Origin of the sequence: Serratia grimesii, from assembly GCF_900186025.1 — a bacterium.
Taxonomy (GTDB): domain Bacteria; phylum Pseudomonadota; class Gammaproteobacteria; order Enterobacterales; family Enterobacteriaceae; genus Serratia; species Serratia grimesii.
Genome location: NZ_LT883155.1, coordinates 1099770 through 1123347, shown reverse-complemented (window position 1 = coordinate 1123347; position 23578 = coordinate 1099770). Strand labels below are relative to the sequence as shown.

Here is a 23578-nt window from a genome sequence, read left to right as displayed (position 1 = left end):
TACAAACCCGTTAAGACAATAAAAATATTAATAAAATTCCTACATGAGATTAAAAACATAAAGAAACCAAGAAAAAATACAAAACGAAAAGAGAATAAAAATACAATGCAATGATTTTAAAGGGTATTTATTCATAACGCAGGAAGGTAAAGACTCAAAAACTCAATCAAAACATCAAAAACGACGCCAGCTCGTTAAAAAAAAACAACACTTCCCATGTAGTAAGTTAAGCCTCTTTCGTCAAATCATCTATCAGCGATGCTCTTTTTATTTAAACTTGCTCAATCTTAATCATCTATTACATTTAATATTTGAGTTACAAATCGTTACAAGGGAAACCACAGTTATTGATATTTCGCCATCTAAACCTCAACGGGGATTCCAATGAAATTAACACCAATCATGAGACGACTGGCATTAGCGGGCGTACTCTCGACCGTCACTGTCCCATCCTGGGCTGAAGTTGCGCCGAAAGACGCAGCCTCCGCAACCAAGCAAGCGAATGACGCACTGTACGATCAACTCCCCTTTTCTGATAACACCGACTTTGCTAACGCTCATAAAGGCTTTATTGCTCCTTTGCCAACCGAGGTTATTAAAGGTGAACAAGGCAATGTGATCTGGAATCCGCAGCAATATGCATTCATCAAGGAAGGCGAAAAATCCCCCGACACCGTTAATCCGAGCCTGTGGCGTCAGTCTCAGTTGATTAATATCAGTGGGTTATTCGAGGTGACGGATGGCGTTTACCAGATCCGTAACTTAGACCTCTCCAACATGACCATCATTGAAGGTAAAGAGGGAGTAACCGTAGTCGACCCGTTGGTTTCAGCAGAAACCGCCAAAGTAGGTATGGATCTCTATTATAAAAATCGAGGGAAAAAACCTGTTGTCGCCATCATCTACACCCATAGCCACGTTGACCACTATGGCGGCGTGAGAGGTGTTGTCGATGAAGCAGATGTTAAGTCAGGCAAAGTGAAAGTCTATGCGCCTGCCGGTTTTATGGAAGCCGCCGTGGCGGAAAACATCATGGCGGGTAACGTCATGAGCCGCCGCGCCAGCTATATGTACGGCAACCTGCTTAAACCGGACGCTAAAGGCCAGGTGGGTGCCGGGTTGGGCACAACCACATCGGCGGGTACCGTTACCCTGATAGCCCCAACCAACATCATTGAAAAAGATGGGCAAAAGGAGGTTATCGACGGTCTTACCTATGATTTCATGCTGGCACCAGGCTCTGAAGCCCCATCAGAGATGCTGTGGTTTATCGAAGAGAAGAAGCTCATCGAAGCGGCAGAAGATGTGACCCATACGCTGCACAATACCTATTCCCTGCGTGGCGCAAAAATTCGCGAACCTCTACCTTGGTCGAAATATATCAATGAAGCGATAGTTCGCTGGGGTGATAAAGCAGAAATCATTATGGCTCAGCATCACTGGCCAACCTGGGGTAACGAGAATGTCGTAAACCTTCTTAAAAGCCAGCGTGATCTTTACCGCTATATTAACGACCAGACCCTACGGATGGCGAATGAAGGCCTCACCCGTGATGAAATAGCCGCGAACTTCAAACTGCCGGACAGCTTGGCAAAAACCTGGGCGAACCGGGGCTACTATGGTTCTGTAAGCCATGATGTTAAAGCAACATATGTGCTCTATCTTGGCTGGTTTGACGGCAATCCGGCAACACTGGACGAGCTACCTCCAGAAGAAGCTGCGAAAAAATTTGTCGATTACATGGGGGGCGCTGACGCCATTCTCAAAAAAGCCAAAACCGACTTTGATCAAGGCAACTATCGTTGGGTTGCTCAGGTGGTCAGTAAAATAGTCTTTGCCGATCCGAAGAATCAGGATGCGCGCAATCTTGAAGCCGATGCTTTGGAACAACTGGGCTATCAGGCTGAATCTGGTCCATGGCGTAACTTCTATCTCACTGGCGCGCAAGAACTGCGTAACGGCGTGGTGAAAGGACCAACCCCGAATACCGCCAGCCCAGATACCGTGCGAGCGATGACGCCGGAAATGTTCTTTGACTTCCTGGCGGTGCATATCAACGGAGAAAAGGCGGGCAAGGCCAAAGCCGTGTTTAACATTGATCTTGGTAATGATGGTGGCAAGTACAAGCTGGAACTGGAAAACGGGGTGCTAAATCACACCGCCAATGCCGAAGCCAAAGATGCCGATGCGACCCTCACCCTTAATCGCGACACGTTGAATAAAATCATCCTCAAGGAGGAAACGCTAAAACAGGCGGAAGATAAGGGAGAAGTGAAGGTGACGGGGAACGGAGCAAAAATGGACGAAATGTTAGGCTATATGGATAACTTTGAATTCTGGTTCAATATTGTAACTCCGTAACACTCATGCCCTGCGGCTTTCTACGTCGCAGGGTACATCCGAAACATATCGGAAGTTCACACGCCGCGGTAAATTATCCCGCCCCATTTGCGCATTTAGAGCGCTTCTGGCAGTTCACCACCACTTTCTGTGGCTATGTTTTCTACGTTGAGCTTGCGTGTTGTTGAGTGCAGAGAGAGTGCTAAAAATAATGACGGGGAAAAGGCGATAGGGCTTAGAAATTGGTGGAGGCCCTGCCAGCTACATCCCGGCACACACGTCACCTGCTACGGCTGCTTCCTTCCGGATCTGACCGAGTTCACAAGTTAGTGTTGCGGGAGAACCAACAGGGCCCCCATTGACGGCTTCTGTACTCTGAAGCGGTGGGCATTATCGGCGATGCCCCGCCAAATAGCAAGCCAACCCGGGCCAACCGCTGTTTTCTTACCCACCTTGTCTGTGGCACACTCTTGGCCTGGGGTTTTACTCGCGCAGGAAGACAACAATGGAACCAGAAGACGCCTCCTTCAGCCAACGCGTTTTCCACGTGGTGGCTGCCATTCCCTATGGCAAGGTCACGACCTATGGAGAAGTTGCACAGCTGGCTGGCTCACCGCGTGCAGCTCGGCAAGTCGGCGGTGTACTCAGGCGTCTGCCTGAAGGCAGCAGCCTACCCTGGCATAGGGTAATTAACCGGCACGGGCAAATTTCGCAGCAAGGTGAGGATTTCCAACGCCAACGACAAGCATTGCTTGAGGAGGGAATTATCTTCGGCAAACACAGCACGGTTGATCTGCTGATTTACGGCTGGCGCTGGTAAGAACAAAACAGCCTTTGGCCAGAGCGCAAAGGCTGTTGATAGTTTACTGCATCAGGAATGCAGAATTACGGCATCGTTGTTGGCGTTGCCTGAACCGGAATGCCCTGCACGGGAACTAACAGCAGGTCGGCACGGGTGCCATTACGATTAACCACTTCCTGGATCGTGTCGGTAATAAAGGTCATCTGACCATTTACCGTAATCGCCGCGCTTAGGATAATGCGCGCATTAGGCTGTATGTCGGCCGGATTGTACGGCAGTACAAAATTAAACGGCGCCTGCTTGCCCTCAGTGCGAACCGCACGCTGGGCGATCACTTTAGATGGCGCATCCGCCAGGGAGGCATCAGAGAGCGTGACTGTCAGTACCGCATCCGGTGGCAGCGCTATGCGCTGGCGAATGTTAACCGAACCAGTCACCGCCGGGCCCTGAATCTGCGTTTGCGCAATCGCTGGGTTTGCCGCGGTCGGTGTAGGCACTTTCGCACTCTTTTGGGCACAGCCCGCCAGGGTGATCGTTAATGCTGCTGCTCCACCTACGATTTGCCAGAGTTTCATGGATCGGTCTCCTTTTTTATTATCAACATGTTGGTGGCTTTCACCACCGCACTCATTAAACTTAGCACAAAACACTGAAAAATCCATTTAGTCCTGCCTATTAATCATTTAGCCCTCTAATAATGCTCAGTATTCAGTCCATTTTCCCTGTGCTTTAACGCAATATATTGACGTCTTGCCGTGATATTCCGCACACTGCTCAAAATGATTATAAAAGGGTAGTAATTTTATGAGCCAGGCACTGCAAAACCTCCTAGATCTGCTGGATCTGGAAAAAATTGAAGAAGGGTTGTTCCGTGGTCAAAGCGAAGACCTGGGACTACGTCAAGTATTCGGCGGCCAAGTCGTTGGTCAGGCGCTGTATGCCGCCAAGCAAACCGTGCCGGCTGAACGCAGCGTGCACTCATTCCACAGCTATTTCCTGCGTCCCGGCGACAGCAGTAAGCCAATTATTTATGACGTGGAAATTCTGCGTGACGGCAACAGCTTCAGCGCCCGCCGCGTCAGCGCTATTCAGCACGGTAAACCAATCTTCTACATGACGGCCTCTTTCCAAAGCCCAGAAGACGGGTTTGAGCACCAGAACACCATGCCAGATGTGCCGCCTCCGGAAGGATTGATGTCTGAATCGGAGATTGCCCAGAAGCTGTCACACATGTTGCCAGACAAAGTGCGTGAGAAGTTTATCGGGCAGAAACCGATTGAAATGCGCCCGGTCAAATTCCATAACCCATTGAAAGGCAGCGTGGAAGAACCGAACCGTTACGTATGGTTCCGCGCCAATGGCACCATGCCGGACGATCTGCGTATCCACCAGTATTTGCTCGGCTATGCGTCTGATTTCAACTTCCTGCCAACCGCGCTACAGCCACACGGCGTCGGGTTCCTGGAACCTGGCATGCAGGTCGCGACGATCGACCACTCAATGTGGTTCCACCGTCCATTCCGCATGGATGACTGGTTGCTGTACGTCGTGGAGAGCCCTTCTGCTTCTGGCGCCCGTGGCTTTGTACGCGGCCAATTCTATACCCGTGATGGCGTGCTGGTTGCAACTACAGTACAGGAAGGCGTGATCCGCCAACGCGAAGCTTAATCTTCCACCAAAGAAAAAGGGCGATGTCTTCATCGCCCTTTTTGCATCATCATTATTTTCTAGTTATTCAGCGCACCGCTCTTCTTTAAGGCTTATTGGTTATAGGCACTCTCACCATGACTGTTAACGTCCAGACCTTCGCGTTCTTGCTCTTCTGGGACGCGCAGGCCAACAATGGCGCCCGCCACTTTGAAGGCAATAAAGGCAGCCACACCGGACCAGACTAGGGTGATAACTACACTCAATAACTGGATCCATACCTGATGGGCCATGGTAACGCCTTCCGCGTAACCGGTACCGCCCAGTGATGCAGAGGTAAATACCCCCGTCAGCAGGCAGCCAACGATGCCACACACACCATGCACACCGAACACATCACAGGTATCATCGACCTTCAGCCATTTCTTCAGCGTGACCACGCCCCACAGGCCGGCAATACCGCCAATCAGACCGATAATCAACGCCCCGCCAACGCCCACGGTGCCCGCAGCCGGCGTGATGGCAACCAGCCCGGCGATCATGCCGGAACAAGCGCCCAACAGTGAAGGCTTGCCACGAACAATCCATTCGGCAAAGGTCCAGGAGAGGATCGCACCTGCGGTGGCCACTACGGTATTGAGGAACGCCAGTGCCGCAATGCCGTTAGCCGCGCTGGCAGAACCGGCGTTAAAGCCGAACCAGCCGATGTACAAGATAGAAGCCCCGGTAAATACCATTGGCAGGTTGTGCGGTTTGAAAGCTTCCTTGCCGAAACCGGCACGCTTGCCCAGCAGATAAGCACCAACCAGTCCGGCACTGGCGGCGTTGATGTGCACAACAGTACCGCCGGCAAAATCCAGCGCGCCGTCAGTGGCCAGGAAACCGCCGCCCCACACCATGTGGGCAATCGGCAGGTAAGAAATGGTGAACCAAATAGCCGCAAAGATCACCACCGCAGAAAAGCGGATACGCTCAGCAAAGCCCCCCACCACCAACGCGACGGTAATACAGGCGAACGAACACTGGAACGCCACGTGGATCATCTGGTTAAAAGTACCGGTAACGCTGTCGATACCGATGCCTTTCAGCATCGCCGTCTGGAAGCCACCGAAGAATGCGTTACCTTCGCTGAAAGCCAGGCTGTAGCCATAAAGCACCCACAACACGCACACCAGAGCAAAGGTGACCGTCACTTGGGTCAACATGGAAAGCACGTTTTTGGAACGCAGCAAACCACCGTAAAACAACGCCACACCCGGCAAGGTCATGAACAGCACCAAAGCGGTGCAAATCATCATGAAGGCGTTGTCAGCCTTGTCTGCGACCGCCGGAGCGGCCAGGGCCAAAGAAGGAACCATGGTTACCGTACTCAGGCCCAACATGGATAAAAGTTTTTTCATTATCAATCCATCCCCATTACTTTACTGAGCCTGTGATTACAGTGCTGCTTCATCTGTTTCGCCGGTGCGAATGCGAATGACACGTTGCAATTCGGCAACGAAAATTTTGCCGTCACCTATTTTGCCGGTATAGGCAGCTTTACTAATGACATCAACTACTTCATCTAACTGGTCGTCAGCGATAGCAATGTCGATTTTAACTTTGGGTAAGAAGTTGACGCTGTACTCAGCGCCGCGATACAGCTCAGCATGCCCTTTCTGGCGACCAAAGCCTTTCACTTCGCTTACGGTCAGCCCCTGAATACCTACAGAGGATAGGGCTTCACGCACGTCCTCCAGCTTGAATGGTTTAATCACCACGGTCACCAGCTTCATATTGCCCCTCCACGAATTAAGCCCAAACTCACCCCGGATACGAGTCTTATAAAGCAAAGGCTATGCCACAAATGGTTTTGTACGCTAATTCAGCAAATTAACTGACTGGGCAGGGCTATAACGCAACACCGTTAGCCAACGGTAGGCTAGCGCACAGGCAATTGATTAAATATTGCGCACTATTTTGGTGCGTGACGCGTCGTAAAAGTGCAGAGAAAGGGATTTAAAACGCAGCGATGCTTGATTGTGGTGCGTGGTGAGAATAGAACGAGGCCGCTAAAGCGGCCTGAGTTTGATGACAACGTTATCTTTGAATCTGAGATACCCGGGCCTAGCGCACCGAGGGGCGCTCCGGCGGGCAAGCCGCTACGACCCCTTCAGCACGCTCTCCCTAATAACGGGCTTTGTCAGCAGTCTGAGGCCGCTAAAGCGGCCTCAGAAATCATGCAGTTTGTGTTTCTTCGCGGTTGGCGGCAGCCAGCTCTTCACCAACCAGTTGCAGCTGATACATCTGGTAGTAACGCCCTTGCTGCGCCAGCAGTTGCTGATGATTGCCCTGCTCGACAGCCTGACCACGATGCAGTACCAGAATAGTATCTGCATCCACAATGGTCGACAGGCGGTGGGCGATCACCACCAACGTGGTATGTTCGCGTATCAACCGCAGCGCCCGTTGGATCGCTTGTTCAGTGCCTGAGTCGATGTTGGCGGTCGCCTCGTCGAGGATCAAGATCTGCGGAGCCTGCACCAGCACTCTGGCCATCGCCAATAGCTGTTTCTGACCCACGGAAAGATTGTTACCCTGCTCACCCAAACGCGTGTGAATACCTTGCGGGAAACCGCGCACCAGCTCAGCCAGTTGAACCATTTCCAGCGCTTGCCAGACCGCTTCCTCACTGATATTGCGTCCCAGCGTCACGTTGGCAAGTACTGACTCGGCAATCACCACCGGATCCTGCTGCACCATCGCCACACCTTGTCGCAACGTACGGTGTGACAGACTGGCTAGCGGACGTCCATCGAGACTCACCTCTCCCTGGTTAACGGGGTAGTAGCCCATCAACAAGTTGGCTAACGTACTCTTACCGCTGCCGGTATGCCCGACCAGCGCCACGAAACCGCGGGAGGGTACTGACAACGAAATATGCTGCAGCACCTTTTTGTCATCGCGGTAGGCAAAGCTCAGATCGTCAATATCTATGCGCCCGCTTTCCAGCGGACGTTCATCCGTGCCGTAACTCTGTTGCTGACGATCCATCAGTTCAAAAATACGTTCACCGGCAACCACCGCCTGCTGCAGGATAGATTGCTGCGACGTCAGCTCAATCAACGGCTCATTCAGACGGCCCAAATAGTTGATAAAGGCATACAGCACCCCGACACCAATTGCCCCCTCACCACTGAAACCGAACAGCATCAGCAAACCACACAGCACTAACGCCGAAAACAGGCTGAGCAGTGGGCGCAGAAGGAAACCATCCAACCTGAGGGTTTGCATACGCGCAGTGTAATGAGAACGGCTTGCGGCGCTCATGCGCTCACCAAAGCGGATCTGCTGACGGAACTGCTGAATCACCCCCATACCGTTGATCACTTCGTTAAAGCCATCGTTAATGTCCGCCAGATAGCTACGTACCCGGCGTACAATCGGTATGCTGTAATACTGATAAATCCCCATCACCACAAACACCGCCGGGAAGATGCAGATCGCCACCAGCGCCATACGCCAGTCGAGACTGAACATTGCTACCAGCATGGCACCAATCAGCGCGGCGCTTTTCAACACGGTGGACACAACCATCACGTACAGATCTTTGATCACTTCCGTGTCATTGGTTACCCGCGAGATCAACTGACCGACCGGCTGTGTATCAAAGGCACTCAGCGGTTGGCGTAACGCAGCATCCATCACATCCGTACGCAGACGTTGAACCACCCCAACCGCCGCCTGGTTGAACAGCAATGCCTGAAAATAATGCAAAGCCGCCGCCAGCAACTCCAACAGAATGTAAGCAGCGGCCAACCCACAGACGATCATCAACGGCAATTGGCCCTTGGCGACATAGTTATCGATAAAGTAACTGACCAGAATGGGTCCGGCGACTTCCGACGCAGCTGCGACCCACAGCATTAATACCGCCAACCCCAGCGGTTTGCGGTACGGCGATCCATAAGCCAGCAACCGTTTCAGCGTCGGCCACAGCTTTTGCACCTTATTCATTGGTTAACATCTCCTCACTGCCTTCAGGAGCCTCATCCAGCGCTGCTTCCAGTTGCTGATAACGATACATATCGCGATACCAACCCGGCTGTGCCGCCAGAGACGCATGCTGGCCACGTTGCGCCACGCCACCGTGCTGTATCACCAGAATCTCACTGGCTTCGGTCAATGCCGATAGCCGGTGTGCGCTGATAATCACCGTACGGTTTTGTCCCCAGCTACGCAGATTATGCAGGATTTGATGTTCAGTACGGCCATCCACCGCCGACAGCGCATCATCAAGGATCAGGATTTCCGCATCCAGCAACAAGGCGCGGGCAATAGAGATACGCTGCTTCTGCCCACCGGAAAGCATCACGCCACGCTCGCCTACTTCGGTTTCATAGCCTTGAGGCAGGCGCAGAATGTCGTCATGCACACTGGCCAGCCGAGCTGCTCGCTCAATTTGTTCCTGCGTTGCCCCCGGATTGCCCAGCGCGATATTGTTCGCCACGCTGTCTGAGAACAAGAACGGCGTCTGGCTAACCACGGACAAGCGTGAACGCCAATCGTCGAGCTTCACCTGAGTCAATGGCAACCCCTGATAACTGATCTGGCCATCATCAATATCAAACTGACGCTGGATCAACGACAACAACGTCGATTTACCGGCACCGGTCGGGCCGCACAGGCCAAGCATTTGCCCTGGCTCCAGCTTCAATGTCACATCGTGCAGTGTCGGGTGCGTATTGCCAGGATAGTGGAACGCCCGGATATCAACGGCCAGAGTACCGCGTCCAGCCGGCAACCTATGCTCGCCATCTGTCACCGCAGGTGCTTCGTCCAACAAACTGCGAATACGGCTATAGGCTGCGCTACCGCGCTCGACAATGTTGAACATCCAGGCCAGCGCCAGCATGGGCCAAATCATCAGGCCGAGGTACATCACAAAGCTGGTTAGTTGACCCAGCGTCATCGAGCCGTTCACTACCATCCAACTGCCGCCGCCGATGGCCAACAGATTGGCAGTACCGATGGCGATATAAATCGTCGGGTCAAAACGGGCATCCACCCGCGCCACATGCATATTTTTAGCGCCAGTTTGGGCAGCCACTTCAGCAAACTGATTGGACTGGTGATCTTCCAGGCCAAACGCCTTGATCATCCGGATACTGGTCATGCTTTCTTGCGCCTGATCGTTCAGGCTGGAGAACGCGGCCTGCGCTGATTTAAAACGCTGGTGCAACTGATCGCCATAATATTTGATGACTATCGCCATGATCGGCATAGGAATGAGCGATAGCAGGGTCAGTTGCCAGCTAATTTGGGTGCTCATGACGACCAGCACGGCCAATCCCATCACCAGCGAATCGACCAGCGTTAACACCCCTTCACCGGCAGCGAACACCACACGATCGACATCGTTGGTGGCACGCGCCATCAGATCACCCGTGCGGTGACGCAGATAGAAGGCCGGATTCTGACGGCTAAGTTGGCGGTAGAAGTTTTCACGCAGCTCAACGGCAAGTTGATAGGACGCGCCAAACAGCAATACCCGCCACACATAACGCAGCAGGTAAACAACCACGGCAGTACCGAGCATCAGCCCCAGCCATGCCATCAGCACCCCGCCGGACATCTGTTTTTCGGTGATGCCATCCACAATGATCCCCACCAGCTTGGGCGGCAACAATTGCAATATGGCAATGATGATCAGCAGCACCACGGCCCCGAGGTAGCGGCGCCACTCGCGGCGGAAATACCAGCCGATTTGAGCAAATAATTTCACGCAGTTTTATTCCAGAATTTAAATACCTATTACCTTTCAAGCCGTAGCATTGTTGCCTGCACTCGCTCGCCAATTTACTTATCAGAGTAAGCGCCTGGCGGGAGCGAACGGGTTGCTTCGCTGCAACTTGAAATTCAAAAGGTATTGGTTCATCTCTTATTCTGCCTCAGCAGAGTAGGATACCACCGTTACTTCGCCAATTTGGTGAACTTTTCACTCAGGAACCGGCAGTGCAGTGGTGTATTTGATTTTTTCCATCGCGAAGCTGGAAGTGACGTCGATTAACCCCGGCACACCGTTCACCAGGCGTTTGTAAAAGCTGTCGTAGCTCTTCATATCCGCCACCTCCACCTGCATCAGGTAATCGTATTCTCCCGCCATGCGATAGAATGCCAGCACTTCCGGCATCTGCTTGGTCAATTGCACAAACTGCTGATACCACTCACTGCTGTGCTGCTGGGTTTTGATCAGCACAAATGCTGTCAGACCCAGGCCGAGCTTTTCGTTATCCAGTAGTGCAACCCGTCCACGGATATAGCCCTCTTCTTCCAGCCGTTTGAGCCTTTTCCAGCAGGGTGTCGATGTGAGATTGACCGCATCCGCCAGCGCCTGTAGCGGCTGCGTACAGTCCTGCTGCAGCATGCAAAGTAATTTACGGTCTGTTTTATCTAGCATATCGTCAACCAGGAGAATAATTTTCTCCCATTAGGCGATTAAACAGGAAAAATGGCAATCCTTTTTTCTTAGCGGCAGGCTATATTATGCGGTAAATAAGCTCCCCTATTCTGAGGCCAGATGATGACAAATTCTTGGGTAAAATATGCTATCGGTGAAATAGAAGCGGATTTTCAACGCTCCGCCGACACGCACCTGATCCGCCTGAACCTCCCTGAATTTCCCGGTATCTGCCTGTACCTGAAAGACGAGAGCACGCACCCGACCGGCAGCCTGAAGCACCGCTTGGCGCGCTCGCTGTTCTTGTACGGCCTGTGTAACGGTTGGATCACCGAAAACACCACCATTATCGAAGCATCCTCCGGCAGTACAGCGGTATCTGAAGCCTACTTCGCCAGATTGATTGGCTTGCCTTTTATTGCTGTGATGCCTTCTTGTACCGCACGCCGCAAAGTTGAGCAGATCGCGTTCTACGGTGGTCGTTGCCACTTCGTCGATCATGCAGCGCAGATTTACGCCGTCTCCGAGCAACTGGCGAAAGAGCTCAACGGTCACTATATGGATCAGTTCACTTACGCCGAGCGTGCTACCGACTGGCGTGGCAACAACAACATCGCCGACAGTATTTTCCGTCAAATGGCACGCGAACCGTTCCCGGTCCCTAAACACATCGTCATGAGCGCCGGAACCGGCGGTACCTCAGCAACGCTGGGCCGCTATATCCGCTATCAGGGGCACGACACAAGCCTGACGGTGGTCGATCCGGAAAACTCGGTATTCTATGATTGTTTCCACCAGCGTGACCGCACCCTTATTGGCAGTTGTGGCAGCCGGATTGAAGGCATTGGCCGCCCTCGTGCCGAGCCATCATTTATCCCTTCCGTGGTCGATAGCATGCTACGTGTGCCAGATGCCGCCAGCGTTGCGACTATCCATTGGCTGGAGACGGTATTGGGGCGCAAAGTGGGCGCATCCACCGGCACTAACGTCTGGGGTGCATTACAGCTGGCAAAACAGATGCGGGAAAACGGCGAACAAGGCTCGATCGTCACCTTGTTGTGCGATAGCGGCGAACGTTATTTGGATACCTATTACAACGAAGAATGGGTCAGCAACAATATCGGCGACCTGAAACCGTATCTGGCGCAACTAGCTGACCTGTAAATCGGCCTCATTCCCCATAGATTTCGCGTTGCGGCCCACAAGATGGCGGCGTGAAACACCGAGGGGATAAAAAAAGCCGGGTAAGTCATACCCGGCTGGCTGTAAGGAAAACCTCATAATTCGGGGGAATAGGTGAGGTAAGGTGAACGCAGCCAATGTTGTAAATAGTGAGCCACTGCCTGCTGTTCGCAGTGCCCGATAACCTGTAGCTGTGGCAATAATGACTTTAACTGTGGCAGGGCATTCCCCATCACCACACCGTGTCCTACCGCCGCCAGCATCTCCTTGTCGTTCATCGCATCACCAAACGCCATGCAGTCAGCCATTTTCAGCCCCAAATGACGGCTTAACGTGTCCAGCGCTGAGCCCTTATTGCAGCCTAACGGCAAGACCTCCAGACATTCATAGGCGGAGAAGCAGAGGTCGATACGGGCCGCAAAATGCTGTCGCAATTGCACCTGAAGCTTCAGCAGTTCTTCGTGCGGTCCAACAAAACAAACCTTGCTGTTGCCAAACGCCGGCAAGCGCCGCACTTCGGTAAGTTGGTAGTGGAAGCCACTCAAATGGTGTGCCTGTAACATCTCCTCCGGCACCGCGAACTCCGTCATCCAGCCTTCGTCACGGAATACGTGCATGCTGGCGTCGGTGCGCCAATAGGTATGCAATACCTCCTCGGCAATATCGGCAGGCAAATCGGTGGCATGCAACTGCTGCCCTTGATTGTCATAGACTCGCGTACCGTTGCCGGTAATCAGGTAGCCTTGCAGGCCCAGTTGCGCCATGATCGGCTGCGCATCCAGATAGTGACGCCCGGTCGCGAAGGTGACGACCATTTCCCGCTCAACAAGCTGCTTTAGCACCGCCAGAGTTTCCGGCCCAACCCGGTGATCCGGTGTCAGCAAAGTGCCATCCATATCAAAAGCCGCCAGGCGATACATAAAGACCTCGTGAATGTGAACGCGATTACAGTCCCTGCAGTATGGGATGGTATTTACGGAAGTAATAGTGAACAATTCTGGAAAACTGTTCCGGATTTCCCATCATGCGCCTGACCCACCGCCTCAGCCAATACCAACGCCTGTACCAGCAACTGGGTGGTACGCCAGTCGCTATCACCATCAGCGAGCTGGCAGCCATGTTCTATTGCAGTGAGCGTCATGCCCGTACCCTGGTGCAGCAATTGCAGGATCAAGGTTGGCTGAGCTGGCAGTCGCAGCCCGGACGTGGCAAACGTGCACGACTGCATTGTTTGAAAACACCCGATGAGCTCCGCGCCGCCCACCTGCAACGGCTGTTACATGATGGCGATCATCAGGGCGCATTGGAAATGGCGCAGTTGGATCCACAACATTTACAAAAACTACTCAACCCACATCTCGGTGGCCAATGGCAGGCAGGCAGCCCAACGCTGCGTATCCCTTACTACCGGACGCTGGAATCGCTGGATCCCCTGACACTCACCGGCCGTGCAGAACAGCATTTGGTCGCCACTCTGCATGCCGGCCTGACGCGCTTTATTACCGGTAATACCGAGCCACAACCGGATCTGGCGCATCACTGGCAAATCAGCCATGACGGTTTGCGTTGGCAATTCTTTCTGCGCAGCCAATTGCGCTGGCACAACGGCGCCCCCTTGACTGGGCAACAACTGCTGCAAACGCTGGAAAAGCTGCTGAAACATCCGCGTAGCCAACCCAGCCTGGCCAACGTTGTCACCCTCAGTCTGCCGCATGCACTGTGCCTGCAGTTTGATTTGCAGCATCCAGATTACTGGCTGGCGCACCGACTGGCAGAGTTGCCTTGTCTGCTCACGCATCCGGATACGCCAAGCATTGGTGCAGGCCCGTTTAAACTGACGCTCAACGAACCACATTTGGTGCGATTGGAACAACACGCGTTTTACCATTTGCAGCATCCTTATCTGGAGAGCATTGAGTATTGGATCACGCCGGAACTGCAAACCGGCGATGCTTATACCAGTTGCCAACACCCTGTGCGTATTACCATTGGCCAACAGGAAGACCTGGCACTGGCCCGACCGGTACAACGCAGTATGAGTCTGGGTTGGTGCTATCTGGCGGTGAATTTAAAACACGGCGTACTCAGTGAGGCACAAGGGAAAAAGCTGCTGATGTTAATCCAGCAATCCGGTTTGCTGGCCAATCTGCCGGTACCAAACAGTGTCATCACCCCCAGCCACGAAATGCTACCCGGTTGGGCGATCCCACAACATCACGTCGATGATGATATTGCCCTGCCAGCCAAGCTGAGATTGTTGTACCGGCCCCCAGTGGAGCTGGAAACGGTCACCGTTGCATTACAGCAACTGTTGGCACAACACGGTTGTGAACTGGATGTGCGCTACTACGCGGGCAAACGCTGGCAAAGCGCCGAGCAAATCGAGCAGGCCGACCTGCTACTTGCGGACAATCTAATTGGGGAGTCGCCAGAGGCAACATTAGAAAGCTGGCTACGGCAAGATACGCTGTGGCGCGGTATTCTGCCTGATTCTCGCTGGCAGCATCAGCAACAGACGCTACAAAAGATCCAACAGCTTCCAGCACAGCAACAGCGTCATGAGCAGTTAAAAGATTATTATCGGCAATTGATGACAGCGGCGATCATCACTCCCCTGTTTCATTATCAGTATCAAATCAGCGCGCCACCACGCATCCATGGCGTTACCCTGACTGCCTACGGTTGGTTCGACTTCTGCCAAGCCTGGTTGCCGCCGCCGGTAAAAAATACAGAACTGCTCTCAGCAGACTGAACACAGGTGTGCCCCTGCGGTATTCAGCTATTTCTGCTACCATTGCTGCCGCAACGCATTTTTATCCTGCCGCCCGATTGTGTGTCGGGAAAGGCCAAATCCAATAAGGTGATTTTATGAAGCGCGCGGTTGTCGTTTTCAGCGGTGGACAAGATTCCACGACCTGCTTGATCCAGGCATTACAGCAGTATGACGAAGTTCACTGCGTTACCTTCGATTACGGCCAGCGCCATCGCGCTGAGATTGAGGTGGCTCAGGAGCTGTCGGTGGCTCTGGGGGCCAAAGCGCACAAGCTGTTGGATGTAGGTCTTCTCAACGAACTGGCGATCAGCAGCTTGACCCGTGACAATATTCCGGTCCCCGCCTACAACCCAGATGAAAAAAATGCGCTGCCAAGTACCTTTGTGCCAGGCCGCAACATTTTGTTCCTGACGCTAGCGGCGATCTATGCCTATCAGGTTGAAGCAGAAGCCGTGATCACCGGCGTGTGCGAAACCGATTTCTCCGGCTACCCGGACTGCCGAGACGAATTTGTCAAAGCGTTGAATCACGCGATAGTGTTGGGTATCGCCCGTGATATCCGTTTTGAAACACCGCTGATGTGGTTGAACAAAGCAGAAACCTGGGCGCTGGCGGATTACTATCATCAGTTGGCATTGGTGCAGCAAGAAACACTGACCTGCTACAACGGCATCAAGGGCAACGGTTGTGGTGAATGTGCCGCCTGCCATCTACGTGCTAACGGCCTACAGCAGTACCAAATCAACAAAGCCGAAGTCATGGCAAGCCTGAAGCAGAAGACCGGTCTGGTCTGAGTGAAGATAGCCTGAATAATTTGAGTTGCGTCGAGACGGTCAGTAAACACAGCCAACACGGATGCAGCTTGAAATATGACAGGTAGAACGGCGGCAGAATTGCCGCCCGTTAGTTTACTGACCCTCTTCCGGCTGCGTGAGTGCCTGCAAATGTTCGCGCAGTTGCCCCTCGATAGGTAGCGCCCGTTGAGTTTTCAGATCCACACAAACGAAGGTCAGCATGGCATCAGCCACTGGCGTGCCTGCAGCATCTTGTATCACCTTTTGGCTCAGCACACCGCTTTTGCCGTTAAGCTGCACCATCTGGCTGTCGATACGCAGTTTGTCCCCTAACAACGCGGGTGTGCGGTAATTTATATTAATGTTCACCACGATGAAGGCGATGTTATTTTCCGTCATCCAGCGGAAACCTTCCTGATTTTCCAGCCAATCCCAGCGCGCCTCTTCCAAAAACTCCAGATAGCGGGCGTTATTAACATGTTGATAAAAATCAAGATGATAACCACGGACTTTGATAAATGTCTGGTGCATAGTGTACGGCTGCTCCTGCCTGGTGATTACAGTAAAGAAGGAGCCGCTGGCGGCTCCTTTACGCGTTTGGTCAACCCGCCAAACTGGTAAGACCTGTAAAATGTAGCAGAGGAAAAAGAGCTGCATGGGCACTTTGCCACTCAGCTGTGAGTAACATCACATTTTGAGCCGTGCACGATTCATTTCAAATAAGGCCGGCCCAATGCCCGGCACTTCCTGGAGTTGTTCAATCTGTGTAAAGGGGCCATTCTGCTCGCGATAGCGCACAATGCTCTCCGCTTTCTTTAACCCCACGCCCTTCAGCGCGCTGGCCAGTTGCTCAGCATCCCCCTGATTAATGCTGACTGACACCTCATTATTGGTAGCCACGCCAGCCTCCGCGCCTTGCCCTGCCTTAGCCGACGGTGTTGATAGCACCTGCCCGGTCGCCATTTTCTCTTCCGCCGCCAGTGACGGTCCTGCAAGGCAGATCAGTGCGGCCACCAACAACGCTTTGAAGCTCACTCCACGGCCATTAACCGCTTTTATTTCTGTAAGTTGCATGCTGTATCCTCCTTGTGTTTAACAGCAAGCTCACCTTGCCGCAGCGGACGATCTTCAGCAATTAACGGATTTCAGATATGGAAAAGGCCGCGAAAGCGGCCTTTTAGGATTACATTGCGTTGCAGAAAACTGCGGTGTTTTACTGAGGTTGCTGCTGCTCAGCGGCGCCCATGGTGATTTTGGCTTCTTTACGCAAGCTGGCCAGCAGAGAGTCGAAGGACACGCCGGTAGCGCCTTCTTCCATTTTGCTGACGAAGGTTTTCATTTCTTCCGCTGGCAAGGTGCCAGGATTCACGGCATCAAGTGCAACCAGCACTACGTTACCTTGATTGTCCTGCGACATACCGTAAACGGGCTTACCTTCCTGCGGATGCGGCAACGCAAACACGCTCTGCACCAGTTGGCTGTCTTCCGGCGCACGTGCCATCTTCTGCACGCTACCAAAGCTCAGGCCTGCAGCTTTCATCGCATCGTCGCCTTTGCCTTGTTTCAGCTCAACCAGCAGTTTCTCGCCCTGCAGTTTCGCTTCCTGTTCCGCTTTATTACGTTTAACCAATTCAGCTACGCGATCTTTGACTTGGTCGAACGGCTCAATGCCTTCTGGCTTGTGGCCAGAAACACGGATCACGAAGGCGCGGTCACCATCAACGGTGATCACATCAGAGTTACTCCCCGGAGCCCCCCCTTCACCAATCAGTGAACCGTCAAAAATCGACTGAATCACAGGTTTGAAGTTCAGTGCCGCCGGGATGTCATCGCGAGTAAACCAGTCAGTGTGCGCCGCTTTCACACCCGCGGCCTCTTCTGCTGATGCCAGGGACTCGTTATCGCTGGAAGCGGCTTCGCTTACCTTCTGCTGCAATGCGTAATACGCATCTACGGCTTTTTCCTGCTTAACCTGTTTGGCGATTGCATCATGCACTTCGCTCAACGGCTTCACTTTCTCAGGTTCAATATCGTTCAGACGCACGATCAGATAACCTACAGAGGATTTCACCACGCTAGACAGTTGGCCTTTTTCGGTCAGGTTGGCTTGCTTCAGTTCGTCTGCTGTGGTTTCCGGCTCCAGCCAACCCAATTCACCGCCAGTACGGCGTGAAATGATGTCGGTAGATTTTTCTTTCGCCAGAGTGGCAAAATCGCCGCCTTTTTTCAGCTCATCCAGTACAGCGTTGGCTTCTGCCTCAGTTTTCAGCTGGATAACGCTGTAATTCTTGCGTTCAGGTTGGCCATAGCTGCTTTTGTGCTGGTCGTAATAAGCGCTGATATCCGCGTCGGTCACCGTCACCTTGTCCTGCATAGAGGCAGCATCCATCGGGATATAGCTTACTTTGACCTGCTCCGGCGCAATAAAGCTGTTCTTGTTCTGGTTGTAGAACTCTTTCAGCTCATCATCAGTCACGGTCTGCTTGGCCTGCAAGGCTTTCAGATCCAGCGTCGCCAAACGCACATCACGCTGCTGTAACACCAGCGCTGTCATGTCCTGAGCTTCAGATGGCAAGATGAAACCAGAACCACCGAAGGCTTGGATCACTTGCTGGTTCACCAATTGCTGACGCATTGATTGCGCAAAGTTATCGGCGGTGTAACCCATGCGGCTAATCAGATCGAGATATTTCGCGTTATCGAACTGGCCGTTAGTCTGGAAATAAGGCGCCTTGCGGATGGCGTCCTTCACCTGATCGTCGCTGACGCTCAGGCCTAATTTCTTGGCGTATTGATCCAGCAGCATGTTGTCGATCAACTGTGACAGCGCCTGATGGCGCATCTGCTGCATGTAGCCTTCATTGCCCGCCAGTGCGGAGAACTGGTCACCCAGCTGTTGCTGCATACGGCTGCGTTCGCTTTGGAAAGCCTGTTCCAGCTGAGCGCGCTCGATCACCTGACCATTTACTTTCGCTGCATAATCGCCGGAACCGCCGATCAGGTAGTTACCCACCCCGGTCAAAATAAATGACAAGATGATCAGGGCCAGGATGATTTTGAGCACGACGTTATTAGCTGCCGCGCGTAAATTGTCCATCATAGTGTGACAACACTCCGCTGTGATGTGGATTAAAAACACCCTTGCGCAGGCGCATTCCCTGCGACAAAAATAAAAAAAGCGCATCAATCTGATGCGCCTTATATCTTACCTTACCAGCACCGTTGCGTCAGGTGATTGTTTATTACAAAACCCTGTAACGCTAAACGGTTAGACGCAAACAATCAGTTTACTGCGTCTTTCAGCGCTTTCCCTGCACGGAAGGCCGGAACTTTGGCTGCCGCGATTTTGATCTCTTTACCGGTTTGTGGATTACGGCCAGTACGGGCTGAACGCTCACGCACTGTAAAAGAACCGAAACCAACCAGAGCCACGTCATCCCCTTCCTTCAAGGATTCGGTAACAGATGCAATGACTGCATCTAAAGCACGTCCAGCTGCCGCTTTGGAAATATCAGCACCTGCGGCAATTTTGTCGATCAGTTGTGACTTATTCACTCTATCATCCCCTCTAGAATTCAATCGTCGCACCGAAAAATCCCTACGGTTGCGACAGCGCAGCTGTTATATCAATCCCATCGAACCTTGGCAAGCCACCGAAAGCGTGACAAAACGCGGGTCGATAGCTTTCTAACTTAGCGGTACAAAAAAAGACTGGCAAGTCCGAAATGACTTGCCAGCATAAGTTTTATCAATGGTTTTTGCGATTCGTCACTATTTTGCCGCTACCGGCAGTGCGCCGAAGGCCGGGTTTTGCAACGCAAGGTTCAAAACTTCATCGATTCGTTGCACCGGATGAATCTCCAGATCGGCGATAACGTTGTCTGGAATCTCTTCCAGATCGCGCTTGTTCTCAAATGGAATCAGCACGGTTTTGATACCGCCGCGATGCGCTGCCAGCAGTTTTTCTTTCAGGCCACCAATAGGTAATACCTGGCCACGCAACGTGATCTCACCAGTCATTGCCACATCGGCGCGAACCGGGTTGCCTGTCAGACAGGAAACCAACGCTGTACACATCGCAATACCGGCACTTGGACCATCTTTCGGTGTAGCGCCTTCCGGCACGTGCACGTGGATGTCACGCTTCTCGTAAAAATCAGGGTTAATACCCAATTTGTCCGCGCGAGCACGCACGACGGTCAGTGCTGCCTGAATCGATTCCTGCATCACTTCACCCAGAGAACCGGTGTAGGTCAGCTTGCCCTTGCCCGGTACACAGGCGGTTTCAATGGTCAGCAAATCGCCACCCACTTCCGTCCACGCCAGACCCGTAACTTCGCCCACACGGTTTTCGGTATCTGCACGGCCGTAATCGACACGCTGTACACCCAGATAATCCTTCAGGTTGTCGCCGTTGATCTCAATATGCTTGACCTTCTTGTCCATAAGCAGCGTTTTCACCGCTTTACGACACAGCTTGGAGATTTCACGCTCCAGGCTACGCACCCCAGCTTCACGGGTGTAGAAACGGATAATGCCGACAATGGCGCTGTCGTCTACCGTCAGTTCACCTTTCTTCAGGGCATTGCGCTCAAGCTGCTTCGGCAGCAAGTGCTGCTTGGCGATATTAAGCTTCTCATCCTCGGTATAGCCTGACAGGCGGATCACTTCCATACGGTCCAGCAACGGCGCAGGAATGTTCATCGAGTTCGAGGTGGCAACAAACATTACGTCGGACAGATCGTAATCGACTTCCAGGTAGTGATCGTTAAACGCCACGTTCTGTTCCGGATCCAGCACTTCAAGCAGTGCAGAAGCAGGATCGCCACGCATGTCCGAAGACATTTTGTCGATCTCATCCAACAGGAACAGTGGGTTCTTCACCCCAACCTTGGCCATTTTCTGGATCAGTTTGCCCGGCATTGAACCGATATAGGTACGTCGATGCCCGCGGATTTCCGCTTCATCACGCACGCCACCCAGCGCCATACGCACGTATTGACGGCCGGTCGCCTTAGCGATCGACTGGCCCAGCGAGGTTTTACCCACACCTGGAGGCCCTACCAGACACAAGATCGGCCCTTTGATTTTGCTAACGCGGCTCTGCACGGCGAGATACTCAAGGATACGATCCTTGACGCGCTCCAGGCCGTAGTGATCGATATCGAGCACTTCCTGGGCCTTGACCAGGTCTTTCTTCACCTTGCTGCGTGCATTCCACGGTACCTGCAACATCCAATCGATGTAGCCGCGTACAACGGTCGCTTCCGCAGACATCGGTGACATCATTTTCAGCTTTTGCAGTTCCGCTTCGGTTTTTTCGCGCGCTTCTTTCGGCATTTTGGCCGCTTCAATCTTACGCTTCAGCGCTTCATGCTCGTCCGGCGCGTCGTCCATTTCGCCCAGTTCTTTCTGAATCGCCTTCATCTGCTCATTCAGATAGTACTCGCGCTGACTTTTTTCCATCTGTTTTTTGACGCGGTTACGGATACGTTTTTCAACCTGCAACAGGTCGATTTCCGACTCCATCATCGCCATCAGGTACTCCAGACGTTCAGTAATATCGAACATCTCCAGTACGGATTGCTTGTCGCTGAGTTTCAGCGGCATGTGCGCGGCGATGGTATCCGCCAGGCGTGCAGCATCGTCGATGCTGTTCAATGACGTCAGCACCTCCGGTGGAATCTTCTTGTTCAGTTTGATGTAGCCTTCAAACTGATTGATGGCAGTACGCACCAGGACTTCTTGCTCACGCTCATCAATTGCCGGCGACTCAAGATATTCTGCCTGGGCAGCAAAATGCTCACCGCTATCGGAAAGCGTAGTAATACGTGCCCGCTGCAGGCCTTCTACCAGCACTTTTACCGTGCCATCAGGCAATTTCAGCATCTGCAGGATCGACGCTACGGTACCGACAGAGAATAAATCATTAATGCCAGGTTCATCCGTTGAGGCCTCTTTCTGTGCCACCAGCATGATCTTCTTATCATGATCCATTGCTGCTTCGAGGCACCGAATCGATTTTTCCCGGCCAACAAATAACGGGATCACCATGTGCGGATAAACCACCACGTCGCGCAATGGCAAGACGGGGATTTCAATGCGTTCGGAACGCTCAGGGTTCATAGAGCTCTCTCTTAAGTTTAACTTCCGCCAGGTTGAGGGGAATCTCATGAGACGCAAGCATCAAACGTTTCATAAAATCTGGTTAATGAGTATATGGGGATGAATCTCTTACATTCAACGGCAAGAATGCAGGAAAAAGAAATGGGGGATAAAATCCCCCATTTTGGTATTAACTTTCTGGTTTGACTGGCGAATTATTCGCCTGAAGCCTGTGCTTCCGGCTTGCCGTAAATCAGCAACGGCTTGGACTGACCGGCAATGACCGACTCGTCGATCACCACTTTGTCGACGCTTTCCATAGATGGCAGGTCATACATGGTATCCAGCAGCGCGCCTTCCACGATAGAACGCAGGCCACGTGCACCGGTTTTACGTGTCATGGCTTTCTTGGCGATAGCATTCAGCGCTTCTTCACGGAACTCCAGTTCGACACCTTCCAGATTGAACAACGCCTGATACTGTTTGGTCAGAGCATTTTTCGGTTCTTTCAGGATCTGGATCAGTGCATCTTCGCTCAGCTCGCTCAGCGTAGCGACCACTGGCAGACGACCGATGAACTCTGGGATCAAACCAAACTTGATCAGATCTTCCGGTTCAGCCTGCAGCAGCAATTCACCTTCAGTTGCTTTCTCTGCTTCACCCTTCACGGTTGCGCCGAAGCCGATACCGGAACCGGTATTGACGCGCTGACCGATCACCTTATCCAGGCCGGCAAATGCGCCACCACAGATAAACAGGATTTTCGAAGTATCAACTTGCAGGAATTCCTGCTGCGGATGCTTACGACCACCTTGCGGCGGAACAGCAGCAATGGTGCCTTCAATCAGTTTCAACAATGCCTGCTGCACGCCTTCACCCGAAACGTCACGGGTAATGGACGGGTTGTCTGACTTACGAGAAATCTTATCGATTTCATCGATGTAGACAATGCCGCGCTGTGCTTTCTGCACGTCGTAGTCACATTTCTGCAACAGCTTCTGGATAATATTCTCCACGTCCTCACCCACATAACCGGCTTCGGTCAGTGTGGTGGCATCGGCCATGGTGAAAGGCACATCCAGGAAGCGCGCCAAGGTTTCCGCCAGTAAGGTTTTACCGCTACCGGTCGGGCCAATCAGCAGAATGTTGCTTTTGCCCAACTCAATACCGTTGCTGGTATCGCCGTTGCGCAAGCGTTTGTAGTGGTTATACACCGCAACCGCCAGCACTTTCTTCGCCTGCTCCTGACCAATGACGTAGTCATCCAGATGGTGGCGGATCTCGTGCGGCGTCGGTAGCGCACTGCGCTCACGATGCGGGGCAACTTCTTTAATCTCTTCGCGAATAATGTCGTTACACAGGTCAACACATTCATCGCAGATATACACTGACGGACCGGCAATCAGCTTACGCACTTCATGCTGGCTTTTGCCGCAGAAAGAGCAGTACAGCAGCTTTCCTGAACCGTCTTTGCGCTTATCTGTCATCAGTAAACC

19 protein-coding genes and 1 other RNA gene are annotated in these 23578 nt (G+C 52.6%); 6 read left to right on the top strand and 14 right to left on the bottom strand.

Annotation, left to right across the window (positions count from 1 at the left end):
* The first annotated feature begins 384 nt into the window (after window positions 1-384).
* A complete protein-coding gene (locus tag SGBXF1_RS05195; protein WP_037425274.1) occupies window positions 385-2361 on the top strand; it encodes an alkyl/aryl-sulfatase in 1977 nt (658 codons plus the stop codon).
* A gap of 231 nt (window positions 2362-2592) precedes the next feature.
* Here the strand turns inward: SGBXF1_RS05195 and ffs are convergent.
* Window positions 2593-2689, bottom strand: an RNA gene (ffs, locus tag SGBXF1_RS05190) — signal recognition particle sRNA small type.
* A gap of 156 nt (window positions 2690-2845) precedes the next feature.
* Here ffs and SGBXF1_RS05185 point away from each other — a divergent pair.
* Complete coding sequence (locus tag SGBXF1_RS05185) at window positions 2846-3160, top strand: MGMT family protein (protein ID WP_037425277.1); 315 nt, start codon at window positions 2846-2848, stop codon at window positions 3158-3160.
* A 65-nt stretch (window positions 3161-3225) separates the two neighbouring features.
* On the opposite strand, the gene SGBXF1_RS05180 is transcribed toward SGBXF1_RS05185, so the two are convergent.
* Window positions 3226-3717: a YbaY family lipoprotein gene (locus SGBXF1_RS05180; RefSeq protein WP_186427937.1), complete on the bottom strand. Its 492-nt coding sequence runs from the start codon at window positions 3715-3717 to the stop codon at window positions 3226-3228.
* A gap of 229 nt (window positions 3718-3946) precedes the next feature.
* On the opposite strand from SGBXF1_RS05180, the gene tesB reads away from it, so the two are divergent.
* Window positions 3947-4810, top strand: a complete 864-nt coding sequence (gene tesB, locus SGBXF1_RS05175) for an acyl-CoA thioesterase II (protein ID WP_037425284.1) — start codon at window positions 3947-3949, stop codon at window positions 4808-4810.
* A 92-nt stretch (window positions 4811-4902) separates the two neighbouring features.
* Here tesB and amtB read toward each other — a convergent pair whose 3' ends face one another.
* The 5 genes from amtB to SGBXF1_RS05150 all read right to left on the bottom strand — a co-directional run bounded on the left by amtB (window position 4903) and on the right by SGBXF1_RS05150 (window position 11228).
* Window positions 4903-6189, bottom strand: coding sequence for an ammonium transporter AmtB (amtB, locus tag SGBXF1_RS05170; protein WP_037425288.1), 1287 nt, complete (start codon window positions 6187-6189; stop codon window positions 4903-4905).
* 36 nt (window positions 6190-6225) lie between these two features.
* Window positions 6226-6564, bottom strand: a complete 339-nt coding sequence (gene glnK, locus SGBXF1_RS05165) for a P-II family nitrogen regulator (protein WP_012005549.1) — start codon at window positions 6562-6564, stop codon at window positions 6226-6228.
* 442 nt (window positions 6565-7006) lie between these two features.
* Window positions 7007-8785, bottom strand: a complete 1779-nt coding sequence (locus SGBXF1_RS05160) for a SmdB family multidrug efflux ABC transporter permease/ATP-binding protein (protein ID WP_186427936.1) — start codon at window positions 8783-8785, stop codon at window positions 7007-7009.
* Window positions 8778-10553 carry a SmdA family multidrug ABC transporter permease/ATP-binding protein gene (locus tag SGBXF1_RS05155; protein WP_186427935.1) on the bottom strand — a complete coding sequence of 592 codons (1776 nt, stop codon included), beginning with the start codon at window positions 10551-10553 and terminating at the stop codon, window positions 8778-8780. Before SGBXF1_RS05155 ends, SGBXF1_RS05160 begins: the two co-directional genes overlap by 8 nt.
* A gap of 213 nt (window positions 10554-10766) precedes the next feature.
* On the bottom strand, window positions 10767-11228 hold the full coding sequence (locus SGBXF1_RS05150) for an Lrp/AsnC family transcriptional regulator (protein ID WP_061806800.1): 462 nt from the start codon (window positions 11226-11228) through the stop codon (window positions 10767-10769).
* A gap of 123 nt (window positions 11229-11351) precedes the next feature.
* On the opposite strand from SGBXF1_RS05150, the gene SGBXF1_RS05145 reads away from it, so the two are divergent.
* Entirely contained in the window at window positions 11352-12392 is a 1041-nt protein-coding gene (locus tag SGBXF1_RS05145) for a PLP-dependent cysteine synthase family protein (RefSeq protein ID WP_037424359.1), read from the top strand.
* A 113-nt stretch (window positions 12393-12505) separates the two neighbouring features.
* On the opposite strand, the gene cof is transcribed toward SGBXF1_RS05145, so the two are convergent.
* Window positions 12506-13330 carry an HMP-PP phosphatase gene (cof, locus tag SGBXF1_RS05140; RefSeq protein WP_186427934.1) on the bottom strand — a complete coding sequence of 275 codons (825 nt, stop codon included), beginning with the start codon at window positions 13328-13330 and terminating at the stop codon, window positions 12506-12508.
* Window positions 13331-13434: 104 nt separating this feature from the next.
* Between cof and SGBXF1_RS05135 the strand changes: the two genes are divergently transcribed.
* Window positions 13435-15162: an SgrR family transcriptional regulator gene (locus tag SGBXF1_RS05135; RefSeq protein ID WP_186427933.1), complete on the top strand. Its 1728-nt coding sequence runs from the start codon at window positions 13435-13437 to the stop codon at window positions 15160-15162.
* Between the two features lie 116 nt (window positions 15163-15278).
* Window positions 15279-15977, top strand: a complete 699-nt coding sequence (queC, locus tag SGBXF1_RS05130; RefSeq protein ID WP_061806798.1) for a 7-cyano-7-deazaguanine synthase QueC — start codon at window positions 15279-15281, stop codon at window positions 15975-15977.
* A gap of 114 nt (window positions 15978-16091) precedes the next feature.
* On the opposite strand, the gene SGBXF1_RS05125 is transcribed toward queC, so the two are convergent.
* The 6 genes from SGBXF1_RS05125 to clpX form a co-directional block, all read right to left on the bottom strand.
* Window positions 16092-16508, bottom strand: coding sequence for an acyl-CoA thioesterase (locus tag SGBXF1_RS05125; RefSeq protein WP_037424348.1), 417 nt, complete (start codon window positions 16506-16508; stop codon window positions 16092-16094).
* A gap of 156 nt (window positions 16509-16664) precedes the next feature.
* Complete coding sequence (locus SGBXF1_RS05120) at window positions 16665-17051, bottom strand: ComEA family DNA-binding protein (protein WP_130379483.1); 387 nt, start codon at window positions 17049-17051, stop codon at window positions 16665-16667.
* A 139-nt stretch (window positions 17052-17190) separates the two neighbouring features.
* Window positions 17191-19077 carry a peptidylprolyl isomerase gene (gene ppiD, locus SGBXF1_RS05115; RefSeq protein ID WP_186427932.1) on the bottom strand — a complete coding sequence of 629 codons (1887 nt, stop codon included), beginning with the start codon at window positions 19075-19077 and terminating at the stop codon, window positions 17191-17193.
* Between the two features lie 182 nt (window positions 19078-19259).
* Window positions 19260-19532 carry a nucleoid-associated protein HU-beta gene (gene hupB, locus SGBXF1_RS05110; RefSeq protein ID WP_006319790.1) on the bottom strand — a complete coding sequence of 91 codons (273 nt, stop codon included), beginning with the start codon at window positions 19530-19532 and terminating at the stop codon, window positions 19260-19262.
* Window positions 19533-19748: 216 nt separating this feature from the next.
* Window positions 19749-22103 carry an endopeptidase La gene (gene lon, locus SGBXF1_RS05105; protein ID WP_037424338.1) on the bottom strand — a complete coding sequence of 785 codons (2355 nt, stop codon included), beginning with the start codon at window positions 22101-22103 and terminating at the stop codon, window positions 19749-19751.
* Window positions 22104-22297: 194 nt separating this feature from the next.
* Window positions 22298-23569, bottom strand: a complete 1272-nt coding sequence (clpX, locus tag SGBXF1_RS05100) for an ATP-dependent protease ATP-binding subunit ClpX (protein WP_061806794.1) — start codon at window positions 23567-23569, stop codon at window positions 22298-22300.
* Between the last annotated feature and the right edge of the window lie 9 nt (window positions 23570-23578).

Coding starts and splice junctions, on each gene's coding strand:
- tesB (WP_037425284.1), top strand. CDS start 3,947: ATGAGCCAGGCACTGCAAAACCTCCTAGATCTGCTGGATCTGGAAAAA.
- SGBXF1_RS05125 (WP_037424348.1), bottom strand. CDS start 16,508: ATGCACCAGACATTTATCAAAGTCCGTGGTTATCATCTTGATTTTTAT.
- SGBXF1_RS05145 (WP_037424359.1), top strand. CDS start 11,352: ATGACAAATTCTTGGGTAAAATATGCTATCGGTGAAATAGAAGCGGAT.
- lon (WP_037424338.1), bottom strand. CDS start 22,103: ATGAACCCTGAGCGTTCCGAACGCATTGAAATCCCCGTCTTGCCATTG.
- cof (WP_186427934.1), bottom strand. CDS start 13,330: ATGTATCGCCTGGCGGCTTTTGATATGGATGGCACTTTGCTGACACCG.
- queC (WP_061806798.1), top strand. CDS start 15,279: ATGAAGCGCGCGGTTGTCGTTTTCAGCGGTGGACAAGATTCCACGACC.
- glnK (WP_012005549.1), bottom strand. CDS start 6,564: ATGAAGCTGGTGACCGTGGTGATTAAACCATTCAAGCTGGAGGACGTG.
- SGBXF1_RS05180 (WP_186427937.1), bottom strand. CDS start 3,717: ATGAAACTCTGGCAAATCGTAGGTGGAGCAGCAGCATTAACGATCACC.
- SGBXF1_RS05185 (WP_037425277.1), top strand. CDS start 2,846: ATGGAACCAGAAGACGCCTCCTTCAGCCAACGCGTTTTCCACGTGGTG.
- clpX (WP_061806794.1), bottom strand. CDS start 23,569: ATGACAGATAAGCGCAAAGACGGTTCAGGAAAGCTGCTGTACTGCTCT.
- SGBXF1_RS05120 (WP_130379483.1), bottom strand. CDS start 17,051: ATGCAACTTACAGAAATAAAAGCGGTTAATGGCCGTGGAGTGAGCTTC.
- SGBXF1_RS05150 (WP_061806800.1), bottom strand. CDS start 11,228: ATGCTAGATAAAACAGACCGTAAATTACTTTGCATGCTGCAGCAGGAC.
- SGBXF1_RS05135 (WP_186427933.1), top strand. CDS start 13,435: ATGCGCCTGACCCACCGCCTCAGCCAATACCAACGCCTGTACCAGCAA.
- SGBXF1_RS05160 (WP_186427936.1), bottom strand. CDS start 8,785: ATGAATAAGGTGCAAAAGCTGTGGCCGACGCTGAAACGGTTGCTGGCT.
- SGBXF1_RS05195 (WP_037425274.1), top strand. CDS start 385: ATGAAATTAACACCAATCATGAGACGACTGGCATTAGCGGGCGTACTC.
- ppiD (WP_186427932.1), bottom strand. CDS start 19,077: ATGATGGACAATTTACGCGCGGCAGCTAATAACGTCGTGCTCAAAATC.
- amtB (WP_037425288.1), bottom strand. CDS start 6,189: ATGAAAAAACTTTTATCCATGTTGGGCCTGAGTACGGTAACCATGGTT.